The 19,484-nt window shown below is 67.3% G+C and carries 20 protein-coding genes and 1 riboswitch; of the genes, 3 read left to right on the top strand and 17 right to left on the bottom strand.

Annotation, left to right across the window (positions count from 1 at the left end):
- Positions 1–36 precede the first annotated feature (36 nt).
- From panC to ftsH, 9 genes are all read right to left on the bottom strand, one after another.
- Positions 37–975, bottom strand: coding sequence for a pantoate--beta-alanine ligase (panC, locus tag Q7514_RS14490; protein ID WP_330134251.1), 939 nt, complete (start codon positions 973–975; stop codon positions 37–39).
- The gene (locus Q7514_RS14485; RefSeq protein ID WP_330133974.1) at positions 968–1,903 is read right to left on the bottom strand and encodes a Rossmann-like and DUF2520 domain-containing protein; all 936 of its coding nucleotides are present in this window, start codon (positions 1,901–1,903) and stop codon (positions 968–970) included. Before Q7514_RS14485 ends, panC begins: the two co-directional genes overlap by 8 nt.
- A gap of 138 nt (positions 1,904–2,041) precedes the next feature.
- Positions 2,042–2,815, bottom strand: coding sequence for a DUF6779 domain-containing protein (locus Q7514_RS14480; protein WP_330133973.1), 774 nt, complete (start codon positions 2,813–2,815; stop codon positions 2,042–2,044).
- 97 nt (positions 2,816–2,912) lie between these two features.
- Complete coding sequence (locus tag Q7514_RS14475) at positions 2,913–3,386, bottom strand: DUF3180 domain-containing protein (RefSeq protein WP_330134250.1); 474 nt, start codon at positions 3,384–3,386, stop codon at positions 2,913–2,915.
- Positions 3,386–3,940, bottom strand: coding sequence for a 2-amino-4-hydroxy-6-hydroxymethyldihydropteridine diphosphokinase (gene folK / locus Q7514_RS14470; RefSeq protein ID WP_330133972.1), 555 nt, complete (start codon positions 3,938–3,940; stop codon positions 3,386–3,388). The genes Q7514_RS14475 and folK overlap by 1 nt, the downstream gene beginning before the upstream one ends.
- Entirely contained in the window at positions 3,937–4,305 is a 369-nt protein-coding gene (gene folB, locus Q7514_RS14465; protein WP_330133971.1) for a dihydroneopterin aldolase, read from the bottom strand. Before folB ends, folK begins: the two co-directional genes overlap by 4 nt.
- Entirely contained in the window at positions 4,298–5,122 is an 825-nt protein-coding gene (gene folP, locus Q7514_RS14460) for a dihydropteroate synthase (RefSeq protein WP_330134249.1), read from the bottom strand. Before folP ends, folB begins: the two co-directional genes overlap by 8 nt.
- A 56-nt stretch (positions 5,123–5,178) precedes the next feature.
- Positions 5,179–5,832: a GTP cyclohydrolase I FolE gene (gene folE, locus Q7514_RS14455; RefSeq protein ID WP_330133970.1), complete on the bottom strand. Its 654-nt coding sequence runs from the start codon at positions 5,830–5,832 to the stop codon at positions 5,179–5,181.
- Between the two features lie 54 nt (positions 5,833–5,886).
- Complete coding sequence (gene ftsH, locus Q7514_RS14450; RefSeq protein WP_330133969.1) at positions 5,887–8,391, bottom strand: ATP-dependent zinc metalloprotease FtsH; 2,505 nt, start codon at positions 8,389–8,391, stop codon at positions 5,887–5,889.
- A gap of 234 nt (positions 8,392–8,625) precedes the next feature.
- Between ftsH and Q7514_RS14445 the strand changes: the two genes are divergently transcribed.
- The gene (locus Q7514_RS14445) at positions 8,626–10,653 is read left to right on the top strand and encodes a serine/threonine-protein kinase (RefSeq protein WP_330133968.1); all 2,028 of its coding nucleotides are present in this window, start codon (positions 8,626–8,628) and stop codon (positions 10,651–10,653) included.
- Between the two features lie 20 nt (positions 10,654–10,673).
- Here Q7514_RS14445 and hpt read toward each other — a convergent pair whose 3' ends face one another.
- Genes hpt through dacB form a run of 4 tightly spaced genes read right to left on the bottom strand, consistent with a single transcriptional unit; the run spans position 10,674 to position 14,717 of the window.
- Positions 10,674–11,234 carry a hypoxanthine phosphoribosyltransferase gene (hpt, locus tag Q7514_RS14440; RefSeq protein WP_330133967.1) on the bottom strand — a complete coding sequence of 187 codons (561 nt, stop codon included), beginning with the start codon at positions 11,232–11,234 and terminating at the stop codon, positions 10,674–10,676.
- Positions 11,235–11,254: 20 nt separating this feature from the next.
- A complete protein-coding gene (gene tilS, locus Q7514_RS14435; RefSeq protein ID WP_408016103.1) occupies positions 11,255–12,307 on the bottom strand; it encodes a tRNA lysidine(34) synthetase TilS in 1,053 nt (350 codons plus the stop codon).
- Positions 12,283–13,314, bottom strand: a complete 1,032-nt coding sequence (locus Q7514_RS14430; RefSeq protein WP_408016095.1) for a zinc-dependent metalloprotease — start codon at positions 13,312–13,314, stop codon at positions 12,283–12,285. The genes tilS and Q7514_RS14430 overlap by 25 nt, the downstream gene beginning before the upstream one ends.
- Entirely contained in the window at positions 13,311–14,717 is a 1,407-nt protein-coding gene (gene dacB, locus Q7514_RS14425) for a D-alanyl-D-alanine carboxypeptidase/D-alanyl-D-alanine endopeptidase (protein ID WP_330133965.1), read from the bottom strand. The genes Q7514_RS14430 and dacB overlap by 4 nt, the downstream gene beginning before the upstream one ends.
- Before the next feature lie 174 nt (positions 14,718–14,891).
- Between dacB and Q7514_RS14420 the strand changes: the two genes are divergently transcribed.
- Positions 14,892–15,383, top strand: a complete 492-nt coding sequence (locus tag Q7514_RS14420; protein ID WP_330134247.1) for an inorganic diphosphatase — start codon at positions 14,892–14,894, stop codon at positions 15,381–15,383.
- 142 nt (positions 15,384–15,525) lie between these two features.
- On the opposite strand, the gene Q7514_RS14415 is transcribed toward Q7514_RS14420, so the two are convergent.
- On the bottom strand, positions 15,526–16,356 hold the full coding sequence (locus Q7514_RS14415; RefSeq protein ID WP_330133964.1) for a crotonase/enoyl-CoA hydratase family protein: 831 nt from the start codon (positions 16,354–16,356) through the stop codon (positions 15,526–15,528).
- A 118-nt stretch (positions 16,357–16,474) separates the two neighbouring features.
- On the opposite strand from Q7514_RS14415, the gene Q7514_RS14410 reads away from it, so the two are divergent.
- The gene (locus tag Q7514_RS14410; protein WP_330133963.1) at positions 16,475–16,948 is read left to right on the top strand and encodes a YbaK/EbsC family protein; all 474 of its coding nucleotides are present in this window, start codon (positions 16,475–16,477) and stop codon (positions 16,946–16,948) included.
- A 25-nt stretch (positions 16,949–16,973) separates the two neighbouring features.
- On the opposite strand, the gene Q7514_RS14405 is transcribed toward Q7514_RS14410, so the two are convergent.
- Genes Q7514_RS14405 through Q7514_RS14400 form a run of 3 tightly spaced genes read right to left on the bottom strand, consistent with a single transcriptional unit; the run spans position 16,974 to position 19,065 of the window.
- Positions 16,974–17,552: a hypothetical protein gene (locus Q7514_RS14405; protein ID WP_330133962.1), complete on the bottom strand. Its 579-nt coding sequence runs from the start codon at positions 17,550–17,552 to the stop codon at positions 16,974–16,976.
- A 58-nt stretch (positions 17,553–17,610) separates the two neighbouring features.
- Positions 17,611–17,703: a putative leader peptide gene (locus tag Q7514_RS33195; protein ID WP_408016094.1), complete on the bottom strand. Its 93-nt coding sequence runs from the start codon at positions 17,701–17,703 to the stop codon at positions 17,611–17,613.
- Positions 17,704–17,754: 51 nt separating this feature from the next.
- Positions 17,755–19,065: an aminotransferase class V-fold PLP-dependent enzyme gene (locus Q7514_RS14400; RefSeq protein WP_330133961.1), complete on the bottom strand. Its 1,311-nt coding sequence runs from the start codon at positions 19,063–19,065 to the stop codon at positions 17,755–17,757.
- 70 nt (positions 19,066–19,135) lie between these two features.
- A riboswitch (SAM riboswitch) is annotated at positions 19,136–19,252 on the bottom strand.
- Positions 19,253–19,484 lie beyond the last annotated feature (232 nt).

Here is a 19,484-nt window from a genome sequence, read left to right as displayed (position 1 = left end):
GGTCCTCGGTTTCTTTCTTCTCGTCGTGAACTCGCGTCAGCGAGCGAGCAGGTCGTCTTCGACATCGGAATCGACCGGGCCGGTCGCGCGCTCCAGGAAACCGGTTCCCACTGCGACACCGACGTTGTCGATCAAACGGGTGGAGCCCAAGCGTGCAGCCACCAGCAGCCGGCCGTCGCCGCGCTCGGGTGCTTCCCCGAGGTCGGCTCCACGCAACTCCAGGTAGTCCACGTCGATTGCGGGTGCCGCGGCCAGCACAGCGCGCGCCGCCGACAGGATCGCGTCGGCCCCGCCGGCGGCGGCATGCGCGCCCGCGACGAGCGCCGCAGACAGGACCGTGGCGATCTCGCGTTGCTCGGCGTCCAGGTAGCGGTTGCGCGACGACAACGCCAGACCGTCGGACTCACGAACGGTGGGCACACCGATGATCCGAACGTCGAAGTTCAGGTCGGTCACCATCTGGCGGATCAGCGTGAGCTGCTGGTAGTCCTTCTCACCGAAGAAGGCACTGTTCGGACCGACGATCTGCAGCAGCTTCGCGACGACCGTGAGCATGCCTGCGAAATGCGTCGGGCGGGATCCGCCTTCGAGCTCGGCGCCGAGCGGGCCGGGATGGATCATGGTGCGGCGCCCGGCCGGGTACATCGCGGCGGCAGAGGGGACGAACACGAGTTCCACGCCGGCCTCGCGCAGCAACTCGAGGTCGGAATCGACAGTGCGTGGGTAGGCGTCGAGGTCTTCGTTCGCACCGAACTGCAGGGGATTGACGAAGATCGACACCACGACGACCGCGCCGGTCAGCTTCGCCTGCCGCACGAGTTCGAGGTGCCCGGTGTGGAGCGCACCCATCGTCGGGACCAGCGCGACGGTACGACCGACACCGCGCAGCGCCCTGGTCACCTTCGTCAAGGCAGCGGGGTCGTCGTGCACGGTCAGTTCGCCGCGCACGTATCCGCGCTGTTCCGTGTCACTCACCATGATCAGCCCCTTCGAGGATTTCCATCAGTTCCGGCTTCGAACCGGTGCGCTGCGCCGATCGCAGCGACAGTGCGCGGTATCCGGCGGCGATCTTCGGATCGACCTCCTCCAGCACACGCAGGTGCGTGGCCACCGCGTGGGCATCACCGCGCGCGACCGGACCGGTCAGGGCCGACGGTCCGCGCCGCAGCACGTTGTCGAGAGCTGCGGTGAGCAGCGGTGCGATGACGCGCTCGGCGACTCCACCGGGATCTGCGTCCACGAGTTGCTGGCCGAGGAGTTCGTCGCCCGTGAGTGCGACACGGAGGGCTTCGACGGCGTCGGATACCAGCGTGACCAGATGGTTGCTGCCGTGGGCGAGAGCCGCGTGGTAGAGCGGTCGCATCTCCTCGGAGACGCGAACCGGTTCACCACCGATCTCGATGACGAGTGCCTGCGCGATCGCGTAACCGACCTCGTCGGCGGCAGTGATCCCGAAACACGTCGACGACAGGCGCGCCGTGTCCTCGTCGTGGCCGGTGAAGGTCATCGCGGGATGGATCGCGAGCGGAGTTGCGCCGACCGCGGTGAGCGGCGCGAGGATCTCGATGCCGTGGGCGCCGGAGCAATGCACGACCAGCGTTCCGCGACGCACGACTCCGGTGGCTGCGAGACCCGCGACCAGGCCGGCAAGCTCCGAATCCGGCACCGCGAGCAGGAGCAGATCGCACTTGCCTGCGACTTCGTCGACAGGCAGGATCTGCGAATCCGGCAGACGCGTGTGGGCGCGATGCTTGGATGCTTCGGACACTGCCGAGCACGCGACGACGACGTGGCCGACACGTTCGAGCGCCGCTCCGAGCGCGGTTCCGACACGTCCTGCGGAGACGATGCCCACGGACAACCGGGCAGGTGCAGGCGCGTTTGTGATCCCGAAGGAAGTCACGGGGGTCCTCTCGTTCGTTCCAGTCCCGCTCGGCGGGTACCAGACGTTCTGCACGAGAATAGCGCGGCGCCTTTGTGACAGGCCATGTCGAACGAGAGTGATCTACACCTCACCGGCCCGGCTCGGCAGGGTCGGGTCTCAGCGATCCGACGAGAGGTTCGCCAAGATTTCGGCGACGGAACGGCCCTGCGTGTGGCTGCCCGACGCCTCCGCATCGAGTCGACGGCGGGCCCGGCGACCTGCAGGGACACCCGGAGCGTCCGACTTCCCGTCCGCTGTTTCGGTGTCGTGGGCTTCGGTGTCGTCGACGTCGGCATCGGCCGCTGTGTCCGCATCCGACTGCTCGGCACCGGAAGTCACGATTTCCGTCTCCGCGGTCAGCGGCTCGTCGTCGGGCGATGCGAACGCCGGACCCGAAGGACTGGGCGCATTCACCCGGGGCGTGCTGTCGAGTTCGCGGACGGAGGCACCCTTCAACGCGGGGGCGTCGTCGGGGAGCTTCCCGTCGAACAATGCTTCGAGACTACGGCGAAGCGCTGCAAGTTCGGTGCGCAGGGCCGTCATCTCGTCGGCGTCGATCCGGAGTTCGGAGCGGACCTTCTCCTCGACCCCCAGCTCGTACTCGCGGCGCGCCGAGATCTCTCGCTCGAGCTGCAACTCGTACACGGTCTTGAGGTCTTCCGCCTTGGCTTTGTCGAGTGCCGACTCGCGGCGGTACTTCGTCATCGCGATGGCTCCGACCACCGCGCACCACAGGGCCACGACGACGGCGATCCGGAGCAATTGGACGCTGTCGCTGAACACGAGAAGCAACGAGGCGACCATGGCCAGCGCAAGCAGCCCGGCGACGATGACCGAGCCGGAACTGCGCCACGGCCGGCGATCCTTACTCTCACGCCCCCGAAACACCATGGCTACCAGCGTACTGGTCGCCGGCCGACGCGGGCAGACCTCGCAGAGACATGGTCGCGATTGCGCAGGCGATCAGCGACGATGCCCGAACACGCCGTCAGGTGGCGGGCTCGGACGGGTCGTCCGGATCCTCCGGTGTCCGGCAACAGTGTTCGAGCCACAGCGCCGCAGCGACGAGCGCGACGCCCGCGATCGCCCCGACTATCACGCCCGTGGAGTCCTGCGATGCCGCTTGCACCGTGGCCCACTGCGGCAGGAGGTACAGGAGAAAGCCCACCCACACTCCGGTGCTCGCCGCGCCGACGAGCGCAGACGCCTTTGCGAGCGCCACCGAACGGGCCGCAGTGATCGGATGCAACTGGCGGGGGCCGTCGCCGAGCTGATGATTCTGCACACGTGAGCGGATCATGAATGCGAGCACCACTTCGAGCGCAGCCACCGGATACAACGACGCGCCGGCATAGACCGGGATCGGCGGCAGCGAACCGTACATGGTGCGGATCAGCAACCACGCGATGACCGCCGCGAGCAGGGCAAGAGCGAGCAGGTCGCGGATCCGGGTCGCGTTCATCACGGGCGGTCCCCGGCATCGGCCTCCGCGCCCGGCATGTGATCGACGAGCGCGAGGTCGGTGCGGTGCACCCCGCCGCGTTCGGCCTCGTCGAGGTCCGCGAGCCAGTCCGAGATCGGTCGGGTGTGCTCGTTCGCGGTGAGACGTGCATCCGGTTCGACGTCGAGCCAGGGCACCAGCACGAAGGCACGCTCGTGTGCGCGAGGATGCGGCAGGAGCAACTCGGGGTCATCACTGCGTACCTCCCCCGCATCCGTCCGGCAGACGACGACGTCGACGTCCAGGCTGCGCGGCCCCCAATGCTGGACTCGCACGCGTGCGGCAGCAGATTCGAGTTCACGGCCAAGGGCCAGCCAGTCGTACTCGCCGAAACTGTCATCCTCGGCCACTACGACGGCGTTGAGGAAATCCTGTTGCTCGACGCCGCCCCACGGCGCAGTGGAGTACACGCTCGACACCGCGCGCACGCGCCACCCGAGCGCGTCGACGACGGATCTCAGATGCGCGAGCCGGTCTCCGAGATTGGAGCCGATCGACAGCACCGCACGACTCATTCGGCGCTCCGGGCCCGGTCGACCACCACCGCCACGTCGGCGAACGTCAGGGGAATCGGCGCCGACGGCTTGTGCACGGTCACCTCCACCCGCGAAACCCGGTCATCGACCAGGACGCTGTCCGCGATCCGGTCGGCGACGGTCTCGATGAGGTCGTGTACCGGACCGGCGACGATCGCGGCGGCCCGCTCGGCGAGCCCCCCGTAGTCGAGCGTGTCGACCAGGTCGTCACTGGCTCCGGCGGGTGCCAGATCGAGCCACGCGACGATGTCGATGAGGAAGTCCTGTCCGTCACGCTTCTCGTGGTCGAACACCCCGTGGTTGCCCCGGACCTTCAACCCACGCAGCTCGATGCGATCACCCATCGTGCACACCTTCCGCACTGCCTCGTTGCCATGCTCGGACGACGGCGAGTGCATCGCGACTCGCCTGCACATCGTGCACTCGCACACCCCACGCGCCATGTGTCGCGGCGAGGGCCGAGACCACTGCGGTGGCGACCTCCCGACCGTCCGGCGAGCGCACGGTTCCGTCCGGTGCGGCGAGCAGCGACCCCAGGAATCGTTTACGCGACGCACCGATCAGCACCGGGAATCCGAGTTCGGTGAGTTCAGGTAGCCGCTGCAGGAGTTCCCAGTTGTGATCGGGGTCCTTCACGAATCCCAGTCCGGGATCGAGGATGAGGTTCTCGCGGGCGACTCCCGCTGCGAGAGCAGCATCGACCTGGGTGAGGAGTTCGTCGCGAACCTCGCGCACCACATCGTCGTAGTGGGTGCTCCCACCGGCGTGCACGAACTCACCGGTAGGTCGCCAATGCATCAGGATCCAGGGGACCTGCGCCGACGCCACCACCGACGCCATGTTCGAGTCCGCCCTGCCACCCGATACGTCGTTGACGATCGTCACCCCCGCCTCGATGGCAGCTTCGGCGACGGATGCACGCATCGTGTCGACGCTGGTGGCGATTCCGGCCGCGGCGAGCGTCTCGATGACCGGCGCGACGCGCGCGGCCTCGATCTCGGGATCGACCCGTGCCGCACCCGGCCGAGTCGATTCGCCGCCGACGTCGACGATGTCGACTCCGAGCTCGCGGAGTTCGAGTCCGCGGGCGATCGCGGTGTCACGATCGAGGTAGCGCCCTCCGTCGGAGAAGGAGTCGCTGGTGACGTTGAGTACACCCATCACGATGGGCCACTGTGCGTCCCGCACGATGGGCCACTGTGTGTCCGGGAGGATGCTCACCGGCGCAGGATGAGATCCAGGGCTTCTGCGCGAGATGCCGAGCTCGTCTGGAACAACCCGCGCACCGCGGACGTCGTGGTGCTCGCTCCGGGCTTCCGGATACCGCGCATCGCCATGCAGAGATGTTCGGCCTCGACGACGACGATGGCGCCGCGCGGCTCGAGCTTGCGCATGAGCGCGTCGGCGATCTGGCTCGTCAGGCGTTCCTGCACCTGCGGCCGCTTCGCGTAGAGATCGACGAGCCTTGCGAGCTTGGACAGCCCTGTCACGCGCCCGGTGGGCCCGGGGATGTAACCGACGTGGGCAACGCCGTGGAACGAGACCAGGTGGTGCTCACACGTCGAGTACATCGGGATATCGCGCATCAGGACGAGTTCCTGATGGCCTTCATCGAAGGTGGTGTTGAGCACCTCGTCGGGATCGGTGAACAGTCCGCTGAACACCTCGCGGTAAGCCCGTGCGACACGAGACGGGGTGTCGCGCAGACCTTCCCGCTCGGGGTCCTCGCCGACAGCGATGAGCAGTTCCCGCACGGCTGCTTCGGCGCGGGCCTGATCGAAGGGCCGACCCGTCGACAGGCTCAACGACTCAGCGCCGTCATGGCTGTCCGAGGCAGAACTCGCCTCCGTATTGAGGTGATTCACCGACACCCGACGTCCTCCACTTTCTGATGTGAACTGGGAACTACGCTGCTACCGACGAGTTCAGCGGTGGCCTGCCGGGCCGTCCCACGGTTGAGTGGGGGGCGGCTCAGGTGGAGTCCGGCCTTCGTCGTCACGTTGTGAGCCGGTGTCACCACCTGCACCGTTCACGCCTTCCGTGTTGCCCTGCTGCGTCCAGTCGGGGTATCCCCGCTGGTAGACGCCGCCGGATTGGTCCTGCGGCGGCCATCCGGGAGCCGACCACCCCGCGGGGGCGCCGTAATCGGGCCGGGTCGCGTGTCGTGGTCCGCCCGTGTACTGGTCGGGGGCCGCCGGGAAGCCCGGCATGGGCTCCGATGCGGGTACCGGCTGCGGAGCCTGGTAGCCACCGCCCGGGCCGGACGGCTGATGCTGCTGCTGTTGCTGCGGTGGGGGACCGGACGGCTGCGGCGCCTGACCCGCAGGCGGCTGCCCGAACATCTGCTGTGTCGGAGCCGGACCCGCAGGCTGCGGCGCCTGACCTGCAGGCTGCTGAGGCGGCTGGTACGGCTGCTGTTGCTGCGGCGGGAACTGCTGCTGTGGCTGCGGCTGCTCCTGCGGCGCGGGCTTGGTCAGCGACGGCGGCTCCGGCGGCCACGGCTCGCCGCGTTCCTTGGCGAGTTCGCCGGGAGTCTTGATCGGCGGCTTGTCCGACGGGACACGGTCGCCGAAATCGTTGAACGCCGTGATCCGGGGACGTTTCTCCACCGAAGCGAGGATCCGCTCGAGGTCCTTGCGGGTGAGCGTCTCGTGCTCGAGCAGTTCACCTGCGATCAGGTCGAGCGCATCACGATGCTGGTTGAGAATCGACCAGGCCTCCGTGTGCGCCGCCTCGATCAGGTTGCGCACCTCCTCGTCTATCTCACGCGCAACCTCGTGCGAGTAGTCGGACTGCACGCCCATCGACCGGCCCAGGAAAGGATCGCCCTGCTCCTGGCCGTAGCGGACGGCGCCGAGCTTCGCACTCATGCCGTACTCGGTGACCATCGCACGCGCGATCTTGGTCGCCTGATCGATATCGGACGACGCACCGGTGGTGGGCTCGCGGAACACCAGCTCTTCCGCCGCGCGACCGCCCATGGCCATGACGAGCCGGGCGATCATCTCGGAGCGGGTCATCAGCCCCTTGTCGTCCTCGGGCACCGTCATCGCATGTCCGCCGGTGCGACCGCGCGCGAGGATGGTGACCTTGTAGACGGGTTCGATATCGGGCATCGCCCAGGCCGCGAGGGTGTGTCCGCCCTCGTGGTAGGCCGTGATCTTCTTCTCGTGCTCGCTGATGATCCGGCTCTTGCGACGCGGGCCGCCGATGACACGGTCGACGGATTCCTCGAGGATCGCCTCGGTGATCACGGTGCCGTTCTCACGGGCGGTCAACAGCGCTGCTTCGTTGACGACGTTCGCGAGGTCCGCGCCGGACATGCCGACGGTGCGCTTCGCCAGGCCTTCGAGATCGGCGTGCTGATCGATCGGCTTGCCCTTGGAATGCACCTGGAGAATTGCACGCCGCCCGGCGAGGTCGGGATTGCTGACGGGGATCTGCCGGTCGAAGCGACCTGGGCGCAGCAGCGCCGGATCGAGGATGTCTGGGCGGTTCGTGGCTGCGATGAGGATGACGCTCTGGCGGTCGCCGAAGCCGTCCATCTCCACGAGCAGCTGATTGAGGGTCTGCTCACGTTCGTCGTGTCCGCCGCCGAGTCCGGCACCGCGCTGGCGGCCGACCGCGTCGATCTCGTCCACGAAGATGATGCACGGCGCGTTCTGCTTGGCCTGCTCGAACAGGTCGCGCACACGCGAGGCTCCGACACCGACGAACATTTCGACGAAATCGGAACCGGAGATCGTGAAGAACGGCACTCCGGCCTCACCCGCGACAGCACGCGCGAGCAGGGTCTTGCCGGTCCCGGGCGGACCGTACAGGAGCACGCCCCGGGGGATCTTCGCACCCAGCGCCTGGTAACGGGCGGGGTTCTGCAGGAAGTCCTTGATCTCGTAGAGTTCCTCGACGGCTTCGTTCGCACCTGCGACGTCGGCGAAGGTCGTCTTGGGCATGTCCTTGGAAAGCTGCTTGGCCTTCGACTTGCCGAAGCCCATCATGCCGCCGCGTCCGCCGCCCTGCATCCTGCTCATCACGAAGATGAAGACGCCGAGAAGGATGATCATCGGCAGCACGAACAACAGGATCGACGACAGCCAGCTCTCCTGCGTGACCTGCGTGTCGAACGACTCGGCATCGGACGCAGCGACCTTGTCGAAGACCTGTTCGGACGCCGAGGCCGGGTACTTCGCGAGGATCTCGGTGGAGCCCTCTGTCGCGTCGCTACCGTTGTCGAGCCACAATCGAACCTGCTGCTCACGGTCGTCGATCTGCGCTTCGTTGACGTTGCCCGCGTCGAGTTGCGCGATCGCGACGGACGTATCGACCTTCGTGAACCCGCGCGTGTCGTCGCCGAAGTAACTGAAGGCATAGATGACCAACAGGATGCCGAGGACTATCCCCAGATTACGAAACACTGTCTTGCGGTTCATACAGGTTCGGCCGGGCCGGCCGGTCCTTTCGATAGTGACGTCAGCAACGTGGTCGTAGTGGCTCTTCCCGTACCCGTGACCAATCGGGCACCGCAAGGTTACCGCGTGGCGCTGCCACGATGCCCCTGCGTGGGTGGCCTGCTATGACAACGCGCAGAATCGTGCCAGGGTTCCCTCACCGTCCGGCAGTACGTTGTGCCGCATCCGATGCAGCGGCATGTGGGAAAATCGAGCATGGCCACGCGGGATCCGGAACCGACCCGGACGGCCGGGACCACCCCGGTTTCCGACACCACAGTTCCCGGCACCACAGCTCGCGATATCACGCAGGTTTCCGACAGGACACAACCCGCGGAGACCACTCGTGCGGCCGGAACCCGCCCCGTCGACCTCACCGTCACAGCACAGACGCGCCCCGACATCCTGGACTCCGGCGACCCCATCACCCTCGATGACGTCGAGGCCGGGCAACGCATCGACGACTTCGATCTACTCACGACCCTGGGAACCGGGGCATTCGGCCGCGTGTTCCTCGCACGGCAGCAGTCGATGCAGCGCCTCGTCGCGGTGAAGGTCTCGCGGAACAGCGGAAACGAAGCGCAGACCCTCGCCCAACTCGACCACGACTACATCGTGCGGGTCTTCGACCAGCGAATCCTTCCCGATCACGGTCTGCGACTGCTCTACATGCAGTACATGCCCGGCGGAACACTGCTGCGTGTACTGCACAAGGTGCGGGAGACACCGTCCGAGCAGCGGTCCGGACGGCTGCTGCTCGACTCCGTCGACGAAGCCCTCCAGGCCAAGGGCGAGATCAGACCGTCCGAATCCCCCGTTCGGGCGCGTCTCGCGAGCCTGACGTGGCCCGAGACCGTGGCATGGCTGGGTCGACGACTTGCCGAGGCACTCCATTACGCCGAGAGCCGCGGCGTGCTGCACCGCGACATCAAACCGGCGAACGTTCTGCTCACCGCCGAAGGTGTGCCCAAGCTGGCCGATTTCAACATCAGCTTCGCCGAATCGGTGGACGACAGCTCACCGGTCGCCTATCTCGGCGGTTCGCTCGCGTACATGTCCCCCGAACAGCTCGAGGCGTGCCACCCCCATCGGCCCCGCAGTGCCGCCGACCTCGACACCCGCAGCGACATCTACGCACTCGGCGTGATGCTGTGGGAGTTGCTCACCGGAAGCCGGCCCGGCGCCGACCGCGCCGACCACGTCGCGGAAGCGCCCACGATGGACGCGCTCGACGCGATGCTGCGCACCCGGCGCGCACCTCCGGACGGCGACGCTCTCACCCAGTTGCCGAGCGATTGCCCGCAAACCCTGCGTCGTGTGCTCACACGGTGCCTCGCACCCGAGCCCGCCGACCGATGGGCATCCGGCGCCGAACTCGCGCAGCAGTTCGACCTGTGCCTCGACGCACGCGCCCGCGAACTCGTGGACCCGCCACCCGAGAGCTGGCGGGCGCGGTTGCGCCGGCCCGTCGTCCCGTTGATGATCGCGGCGGTCGGCCTCCCCAATGTGCTGGGGGCGCTCTACAACTACCAGCACAATCGGAATCTGATCGTCGGACAACTGTCGCCGGACGCGCAGCTCCAATTCCAGACCATCGCGCTGATCATCAACGCCACCGTGTTTCCTCTCGGCGCGCTGGTGATCGTCTACCTCGCGCGGAGACTGATCACCGTGCCCCGCGGACTGCGCCGCGGACGGCAGTACGACGCCGCCGAACTCGCGCGGGCCCGGCACGACGCCCTGCTCATCGCCGATCGCATCACCGCGGTGGTGATGATGCTCTGGGTGCTGTCGGGAATTCTGTTCCCGGTGATCATGGAGTCCGTATCGGGGGCGCTCGACAGCAGGGCGATCACGCATTTCGTCACGTCGATCGTCGTGTGCGGAACGATCGCCGTGGCGTACCCGTTCTTCTTCGTCTCGTTCTACATGGTGCGATCGATCTACCCGGCGTTTCTGCCCCACGGAGCCACCGACACCACCGATGCCCGTGAACTCGAGGGTCTGCACCGCCGCAGCGTCCGCTATCTCGCCGTCGCGGCGGCAGTGCCCCTCGTCGCAGTCGCGGGGTCGACTTTCCTCACGGTCGACGAGATCACCCAAGTTCAGCCCGCGGTACGTGTGCTCTCGGTGGGCAGTATCGGCGCGTTCGTGTTCGTCTACTGGCTGTTCCGGCTCATGGAGCAGGATCTCGAGGCACTGCAGCGATCAGTGGCGGTCCGTCCGGACCATCCACTGCAGTGACCCGATTGCAGTGACCCCGCTCAGCTTCCGCTGCTGTAGACCTTCGGATCCAGCGTTCCGATGTACGGCAGGTCGCGGTACCGCTCGTCGTAGTCCAGGCCGTAGCCGACGACGAACTCGTTGGGGATGTCGAAGCCGACGTCCGCGACCTCGACGTCGATCTTGATGGCGTCAGGCTTACGCAGGAGGGTGACGACCTCGAGTGAGGCGGGGTTGCGGGTCTTGAGGTTGCGGAGCAGCCACGACAGGGTCAGGCCCGAGTCGATGATGTCCTCGACGATCAGCACGTGACGGCCCGCGATGTCCTTGTCGAGGTCCTTGAGGATGCGCACCACACCGGAGGACGACGTCGACGAACCGTACGAGCTGACGGCCATGAACTCCATCTGCGTCGGGATCGACAACGCGCGAGCGAAGTCGGTCATGAAGAAGATCGCGCCCTTGAGCACGCCGATGAGGAGCAGATCGCCTTCGGGAGCACCCGGCGGATACCGCTTGGCGACCGACTCTGCCAGTTCTGCGGTGCGCGTCTCGATCTCTTCCTGCGAGATCAGCACTGACGCAATATCGCCTTCGTACACCGGGTCCTACCTACCTTCCGTCAGTCGTCCGCACACCGTTGCTGGTCGACGAACTCCACGCTCAGCCTGCCACGCCGTCGTGCCACCACCAACCTGGTCCCTCGTTCCGGGCCCCGGCCGACGGCCACCGGCCCCTGCCCGTGCCACTCACCCACCAGGGCATCCACTGCCCGCAGGGTTCGGTCGGGAGGTGACGAGGCTCCCATTCCGATCAACCAGGCCCGCACCGCACGACGCCGGACAGCCGGTGGTGCCGACGCGAGTGTCGCAGTATCGAGTTGCTGCGGTCCGGTCGGAGTGTCCGGCGTCGCGAGTGCGTCCGCAAGCATGCGCGCTGCGGCCTCGTCGAGGACCTCGCCGTCTTCGCGCAACTGCGCCGCGGTTCGCGCGAGTGCCACAGCCGCGCCGCCCCCGAGAACGTCCTCGAGGAGCGGTAGAACCTCGCTCCGCAGCCGCACCCGGGTGAATCGCGGGTCCGAGTTGTGCGGATCCTCGTAGGGTCGGTAGCCGAGTTCCTCGCACGCCAGCCGGGTGGTGTCGCGGCGGACACCCAGGAGGGGACGTCCCCACGGGCCGTCGAACGGCGCCATGCCACGAATCGACCGCAGACCCGATCCACGGCCGAGGCCCAGCAGGACGGTCTCGGCCTGATCGTCGAGAGTGTGGCCGAGCAGCACCGGATTGCCGCACCTCGCGGCGTCGAGAGCCCGATAACGCGCGTGACGCGCAGCGGCTTCGAGGCCGCCCGGGCCGCTCACATCGACCACCTGTACCCGCGCCGAAGCGCATCCGACCGACTCCGCGAACTCGACAGCCCGCGCGGCAACCATGTCGGATCCGGCCTGCAGACGGTGGTCCACCACCACCGCGTGCACCGCAGCGGCCTCCGCGACGGCGGCAGCGGTCAGAGCTGCCGAGTCGGCACCACCGGAGAGGCCGACGACGACGGTGGTCGCGTCGTATTCGGTGAGCCATGCGCGCACTGCCCGGCGGATCTCGTGGATCGCGGGGGCCTCGGGAAGCAGAGGTCGTGACGCCGCAGCCACCGTCAGCCCAGCACTCGCGCGATCCAGGCTTCGGGCTTGTCGATCTCGCCGAGCGTCGGCAGCGCGTCCGGCCCGGACCAGACCGTGTTGAACTGCTCCATCCCCACCTTCGCCACGACAGCGTCGACGAACTTCTTGCCGTGGATGTACTGCGCGATCTTCGCGTCCATCCCGAGGAGTATGCGGATGACGCGGTGGACAGGGTTGCTGCTGCGTCGTCGGCGGCTGTCGAATGCGCGCCGGATGCGTACGACCGAGGGAACCACCGACGGCCCGACCGCGTCCATGACGTGATCGGCGTGCCCCTCGAGGAGCGTGCCGAGAGCGAGCATGCGGTCGAGACTGTCGCGTTGGGGTTCGGCCTGCAGCGCACGCATCAATCCGAGCATGCCGCGCTGCGACATCGGTTTTCCCTCGGGTTCGCGCAGGTCGCGGACTGCCGAGACGAGGCGACCGGCGATGTCACCGATCGGTTCGTCGACGGCGGCCGACAATTGCCCGGCGGCGTCGCGCATGAGGTCGGCCATCCAGGGCGCTTCCGCGAACTGCACCCGATGCGTGACCTCATGCAGGCACACCCACAGCCGGAAGTCGGAGGTGGGTACCTTCAGCGCACGTTCGACGGCCACAACATTCGGGGTGACCAGCAGCAGCGTCCGGGAGAACGGGTCGTACTGCCCGAGCACCGCCGAGGACAGGTAGGCGAGCATCGCACCGGCCTGCGCGCCTGCGGGCTTCGCGGCCCACGATCGGTGCTCTCCGGCTCCGACCAGTTCGGACATCGAAGCGGCTGCCGCGTGTACCCACCCCGGGCGATCCACGACGAGCGCCGGCGGTGGCTCGGCGCCGTCGCCGAGGCCGGTCAGATCCCGCACCGGTGCTTCTGCCCGGTCCGAGGCCGACGCGAGTTCGGCGGTCGCGGTGTCGTAGGTGTAGCGCGACATCGCCGGCGCCGGACGCGCCAGGCGCGCACCGACGCCCGCAGCGAACGACCAGTCGATCGCGTCGCCGAGTGCACGTTCGGTGCCACTCATCGGCATCCACATTCGCGGAGGACCGCGGCCACCGCATCGAGCGCGGGCCTGGCCTCGCCGGGAGAACGATCGTTGGACAACAACGCGAACGAGAGCACACGACCGTCCGTGTCGACGACATAACCCGAAAGTCCGCTCACCAGATCCAGTGTGCCCGTCTTGGCGCGAACCCACCCTGCTCCGGCGCGATTCACCGTGCCGTAGCGATCCGCGAGTGTGCCGGTGCCACCGGCGACAGGCAGGTGGTCGAGTATGGGGCGCAGGTCCTCACGGTCCGGTGACGCTGCGGCCGCCATGATGGAGTCGAGCAGGCCGGCGGGGATCCTGTCGTCGACCGACAGACCGCTGAGGTCTGCCAGCGTCACACCGGACGTGTCGAAGCCCGCCCCCTGCAGCACGCGCAGGACGGCACCGACGGCGTCGGAGAAGGATGCCCCGGCTCCGGCATCGATGGCGACCTCGCGGCCGATGGCCTCGGCGAGCACATTGTCGGATCGGCTCACCATCTGTCCGAGCCGGTCGCGCAGCGGTGCCGATTGCACCGACGCCATGGGGGTCGCGTCGGGTGCGGCAGACCCGAGGGCGACGCCCGCGGGATCGGCGCCGAGCGCGACGGCCAGTGCCCGGCCCGCATCCAGGGCCGGGGTCTCGCTGCGCGGCGATTCGTCTTCGAGCGGATCGGATCGCCCACCGTCGAGCATCACCGGTTCCATGGGGGCAACGAACCCGGCGGGGACGTCTTCGGGGAACCACCCGGGTGCGAGAGGGTCGCCGCTGTAGACGCCGATGTCGACGAGCACGGTATCGACGGCAGTTCCGGAATGTGAGACCTGATCGGCGAGGTCGGCGATGCGCGGCGCTCCGGGATAGAAGCCGTCCTGACCGACGGGCTGCGCCGTCAGTGTCGGGTCTCCCCCTGCGACCAGCACAACCTCGCCGGGCCGGGATCCGGACACCACCTCTGTCGTGATCCGATGGTCGCTCGGCAGTGCGACCAGGGCAGCCGCCGCCGTGAGCAGTTTCGTGGTGGACGCCGGAGTCATCGGGCGTTCGGGCTCGTGTGACCAGAGCACCGTGCCGGTCGCGGTGTCGGTGACCGATCCGGTGAACGCACCGAGCCCGGGGTTCGTCACGGCAGCTCCGAGTGCAGCGGCGAGCCCTGCGGGGCTGGGAGCGGGTGCCGAGTCGGTGACGGCCGCGACCTGCGGGGCAGCAATGACGGGAGCCGGGGCGGGGATCACCGCGGCAGAAGCAGTGCTGCGCACGTCGTAGACCGCGAATGCGCCACCGACCACGAGCGCGAGGAATCCCACGATCCAGATACCGAGCAGAATCCGGAAGCTCCGACGCTTGCGAGTCTCGAGCCCGCCCTGCTTCTTGCTCTTACCTTGCCCCGCCAACACGCCTCCGCTGTGTCCAACACATTCGGTCCTACACACTCGCGCCCCTGGTGGTCGCGTGGTGGTCCGGTACCTGCACCTACAGCGTAGCGCCGGGACGGTTATCCTCACTTCGGACCATCGCCGCAGATACGGACGTCGTATCGACTGGCAAACATCGACGAAGTGAGGCAAGGCGTGGAGTTCGAGGTCACCATCGAGATCCCCAAGGGGCAGCGCAACAAGTACGAGGTCGATCACGAGACCGGCCGCGTCAAGCTCGACCGCTACCTCTACACCTCTTTCGGTTACCCCGCCGATTACGGCTACATCGAGAACACGCTCGGTGAGGACGGCGATCCGCTCGACTGCCTGGTACTGCTGCCCGAGTCCGTGTTCCCCGGGGTGATCGTCGATGCACGCCCGGTCGGCATGTTCAAGATGGTCGACGAGGCCGGCGGCGACGACAAGGTCCTGGCAGTTCCGGCCGGCGACCCGCGTTGGGACCACATCCAGGACATCAGCGATGTGCCGCAGTTCGAACTCGGCGCGATCAAGCACTTCTTCGTGCACTACAAGGACCTCGAGCCGGGCAAGCATGTCGAGGCTGCCGATTGGACCGGCCGGGCCGACGCCGAGGCCGAGGTCACCGCATCGATCGCGCGGCTGAAGGACAACGGCGGGCACTGAGCTCCGCAGGACACCGAGATCCCGAAGACGAGACCTCCCGGCCGATCATGGAATCGGCCGGGAGGTTTCTCTCGCTCGAGGTCGCGTTCCGGCAGCCCTGAACGCGCTGGCAGCCCTGACGTCCTAGCGACCCCCTGACGTCCTAACGACCCCTGAACACGGGGGTGCGCTTCTGCATCACCGCGGTGATCGCCTCGGTGAGGTCTTCGGACGGCAGGAACGCCGAGTTCCACGCGGCGACGTAGCGGAGGCTGTCGTCGACCTGCGCGGAGCGCGTGTGGTCGAGGACGTCCTTGATGCCGTGTACGACGAGCGGCGGGTTGGCTGCGATCTCCGCGGCGGTCGCATGCGCCGCGGCGAGTGCAGCAGCGGCGTCGTCGAAGACGTCGCTCACGAGGCCGATCTTCTCGGCACGTGCGGCGTCGATGTCCTTGCCGGTCAGCGCGAGTTCACGCAGGTGTCCGTCGCCGATGATCAGGGGAAGGCGCGCGAGGCTACCGACGTCGGCGACCATTCCGACCTTGACCTCGCGGACGCTGAACTGGGCGTCGGCACTCGCATAGCGGATGTCGGCCGCCGAGATGAGGTCGACACCCCCGCCGATGCACCAGCCCGAGATCGCGGCGACAACGGGTTTGCGGCAGTCGGCGACCGCCGTGATGGCACCCTGCATGCGCTTGACCATCGCGTGGAAGTCGGTGCGGGGCTTAGCCTGTGCCTTGTCGGCCAGCACCTGCCCGAGATCACCGGCCATGGCCGGGAGGTCGAGGCCGTACGAGAAGTGCTTGCCCGAGCCGGTGAGGACGACAGCGCGGACCTCGGGATCTGCGTCGAGTTGTGCGAAGACCTGTGGAAGTTCCGACCAGAAGTCCGGTCCCATCGCGTTACCCTTGCCCGGGCCGATGAGCGTGACCTGGGCTACGTGTTCGGCGCGCTCGACGGTGAACGCCTTCCAGCTGGATGAATCAGTCATTACCCGAGAGTAATATCTCGACGGGCAAACCGCACCGAGCTTCCGATCACGTCGATCCTTGCGGATCCGGTCCCCGCGTTCCCGTCACAGCAGGCACCGGTTTTCATAGGGTGGCATCATGCCCAGGCCATTGCACCCGAATGCTGCCCGAGTCGCCGACACACTCATTGCCCGAGGACATCACGGCCTGATCACCACCCAGTCGGCTCCGGTACACACCGCGGAGCAGGCAGCAGCGGCCGTGCGGGTCGACATCGGAGCCATCGTCAAGTCTCTCGTGTTTCTCCTCGACGACGAGCCGGTCCTTGTTCTCGTCTCGGGCGCGCACCGGGTGTCTCTCGAACGCACCGGCACCCGGTTGGGTGGCACCCTCGTTCCCGCACCCGAAGACTTGGTCGCCGAGGTCACCGGGCAGCAGCTCGGTGGCGTGGCTCCACTCGGGCACCCCACCAACCTGCCGACCTACGTCGACAGTGCGCTGGCGGGATACCCCGAGCTGTGGGCATCGGGCGGGAGCCTGGGCACCCTTTTTCGCACCTCGTACACCGAACTCCTGCGGGTGACCGCGGGGGTCGACGTCGTGGTCGACTGAGGGGAGGTACCGAGCTCCCGGCAGGTCAGGATGCCAGGGCGACGCCGGGGCCGTCGGCGAGCCTGCGAGCGAACTCCACCGACGACGACGAAACCTCGATGAGGCCGCGGGATCCGAGCCACGGCAATGTTCCGTCGATGACATTGTCGACGGTGACACCGCCGCCAACCGGGATCAACGTGACACCATCGGCAACCTTCACAGCGTGAATGTCGGCGATCAGGCCGGCCAGTCCACTCGGAGTGCCGACGTAGGACAGGCCTGTGGCTCCCCCACCGTCCTTACGCCACGCATCCTGGGCACGGCGACGAGCAAGACGCGCCTCGACGTCGACGATCACTTCGAGGTCGACCAGCACGGTGAGGGTATCGGGATCGCGGCCCTCCGCGGAGGCATCGGCGCGCACCCGATCGCGGATCTTGCGTGCTTCCCGAAGATCGGCGGCGCGCACCCTCACCACGGTGGCCGGAGCAGCACTGAGGTCCAGCGGGCCTCCGCCGTCACGATCGACGGTGAGGTCGGCCCACACATCGGGGCCGGGACCCTCTACGAACTCGACCGCGACACGCAGGGATTCGACCGAGGAGATGTTGCTGTAGGACATGGAGAATTCCTCTCGATTTGCCGAGTACGGCATCGAAAAAAGGGGAACGGGAACCTCGTCAGTCCGAACAGATGCAGGAGGCCGTGCGGCACAGATCGACGTGACGACGGCACCACTGCACCGCTGCCTCTGCCGAACTCCACACTGCCATGACGTAAATCCTACTGATCTTGTGGGGAATTGTCGATCGCAACGGCGATCGTCAGACGCACTCCGCAGCACCGTCGCCCGACTGCGTGAGACCGGGACGGGTCTCCGGCGACGGGCTCCAGGCTCCGTCTGCCTTGGCGTACGACCACGACGGCCCATCCGCCACCAGCTGCCGAAGCGCCGCGAGCAGACGGTCGACGTCTGCCGAGGAGCTTCCCAGCCCCAGGGATGCGCGCACCGCACCACCGGGAAGGCCCACGCGGGCGAGCAACGGGTGGGCGCAGAAGCGGCCGTCGCGAACCCCGATGCCGTGTTCGGCCGAGAGATAGGCGGCGATCTCACCGGGCTCGAAACCCTCGATACCGAAGGTGACGATTCCGACGCAGTCCGTCGAATCATCCCACAGGCGAAGGATTTCCACGCCGTAGATGTCGCGCAGGCCCTCGACGAGCTGCGCGCACAACAGCTCCTCATGACGCGCGGCTGCCTCAGCGTCGTGTGATGCGAGGGTGTCGCACGCGGCGGCGATCGCCGCGACCCCCAGCACATTCGGGGATCCGGCCTCATGGCGCGCGGGTGCGCACGCCCACTCGGTGTGATCGAGGGCGACCTCGCGCACCGCGCCGCCCCCGGCGAGGTACGGCTCCGCCTCATCGAGCCAGTCACGACGCCCGACAAGCACCCCGGCACCGAACGGTGCATACAGCTTGTGGCCCGAGAACGCGAGGTAGTCGACGCCCAGCTCAGCAAGATCGACGCGACGATGCGGAACCAGCTGGGCACCGTCGACGAAGATCCGCGCACCGCACGCGTGGGCGAGATCGGCGAGTTCGGCGATCGGAAGCACCTCGCCGGTCACATTGGAGGCTCCCGTGATGGCGAGCAGTGCCGCCGGCGCACGCTCGAGCTCGACGGCGATCCGCCAGACGGTCTCCGAGACCGAATCCGCAGCTTCGACCACACGAGTGTTCTTCCACGGCAACAGGTTCGCATGATGCTCGATGTCGAGCACCACGACGTCGCCGGGGACTGCACCGGCCAGCAGGTTGATCGAATCCGTGGTGTTGCGGGTGAAGACCACGACCTGGTCCTCGTCGGCGCCGACGAACCGGGAAACCGACTCGCGTGAATCCTCGTAGCTCGTGGTGCTGATACGCGATGCGTATCCCGCGCCGCGGTGCACGCTCGCGTAGAACGGCAACAGTTCGGAGATACGGTCCGTGACGCTCGCGAGAGCCGGTGCGCTGGCCGCATAATCGAAGTTCGCGTAGGTGCAGGTCCCGCCCTGCACGAGAGGAACCTGCACGTCACAGCCCGACACGCGAGCAAAGGGAGAGATACAGGTGGCGGTAGCAACAGTCATGACGAATTTCCCTTGTGTATCAGGGACCCGTCGGTGATCGCCACGACGATGGTGAATCGTTCGCCGGCGGAGTCCGCGCTTGCTGCGCCCAGGTTCGGTACGTCAGCCAGGTCGTCACCCGGAGCACCCCACCGCGGCGGAGGGTTGCCGACCAGCGAGCCGGGGCTTGACGCTGGTACTCATGACCTGCCGAAGACAATGACACCGGGCACACTTCGTGTCAAGTCGATACCCGATCGAGGCCCGTCCCCCGATCTCGCGCGGAAGTGAGTTCCTCCTTCTGACCTGCGCAGAAGTCGCCACCATGCTTTGCTCTGATGCGTGATGCAACACCGTACGACCTCCGATTCGAACGCACCGGAAATTCATCTGCCGTCCACCTTCACGTGAGATAAACCGGATCGCCCAACCGAGTAGAA

It is taken from the genome of Rhodococcus artemisiae, from assembly GCF_036327795.1.
GTDB lineage: Bacteria > Actinomycetota > Actinomycetes > Mycobacteriales > Mycobacteriaceae > Rhodococcus > Rhodococcus artemisiae.
This window is presented reverse-complemented; position numbering and strand designations above follow the sequence as displayed.

Coding starts and splice junctions, on each gene's coding strand:
- Q7514_RS14480 (WP_330133973.1), bottom strand. CDS start 2,815: ATGGTGTTTCGGGGGCGTGAGAGTAAGGATCGCCGGCCGTGGCGCAGT.
- Q7514_RS14475 (WP_330134250.1), bottom strand. CDS start 3,386: ATGAACGCGACCCGGATCCGCGACCTGCTCGCTCTTGCCCTGCTCGCG.
- folK (WP_330133972.1), bottom strand. CDS start 3,940: ATGAGTCGTGCGGTGCTGTCGATCGGCTCCAATCTCGGAGACCGGCTC.
- folB (WP_330133971.1), bottom strand. CDS start 4,305: ATGGGTGATCGCATCGAGCTGCGTGGGTTGAAGGTCCGGGGCAACCAC.
- folP (WP_330134249.1), bottom strand. CDS start 5,122: ATGGGTGTACTCAACGTCACCAGCGACTCCTTCTCCGACGGAGGGCGC.
- ftsH (WP_330133969.1), bottom strand. CDS start 8,391: ATGAACCGCAAGACAGTGTTTCGTAATCTGGGGATAGTCCTCGGCATC.
- Q7514_RS14445 (WP_330133968.1), top strand. CDS start 8,626: ATGGCCACGCGGGATCCGGAACCGACCCGGACGGCCGGGACCACCCCG.
- Q7514_RS14430 (WP_408016095.1), bottom strand. CDS start 13,314: ATGAGTGGCACCGAACGTGCACTCGGCGACGCGATCGACTGGTCGTTC.
- Q7514_RS14415 (WP_330133964.1), bottom strand. CDS start 16,356: ATGACTGATTCATCCAGCTGGAAGGCGTTCACCGTCGAGCGCGCCGAA.
- Q7514_RS14410 (WP_330133963.1), top strand. CDS start 16,475: ATGCCCAGGCCATTGCACCCGAATGCTGCCCGAGTCGCCGACACACTC.
- Q7514_RS14405 (WP_330133962.1), bottom strand. CDS start 17,552: ATGTCCTACAGCAACATCTCCTCGGTCGAATCCCTGCGTGTCGCGGTC.
- Q7514_RS33195 (WP_408016094.1), bottom strand. CDS start 17,703: ATGGCAGTGTGGAGTTCGGCAGAGGCAGCGGTGCAGTGGTGCCGTCGT.
- Q7514_RS14400 (WP_330133961.1), bottom strand. CDS start 19,065: ATGACTGTTGCTACCGCCACCTGTATCTCTCCCTTTGCTCGCGTGTCG.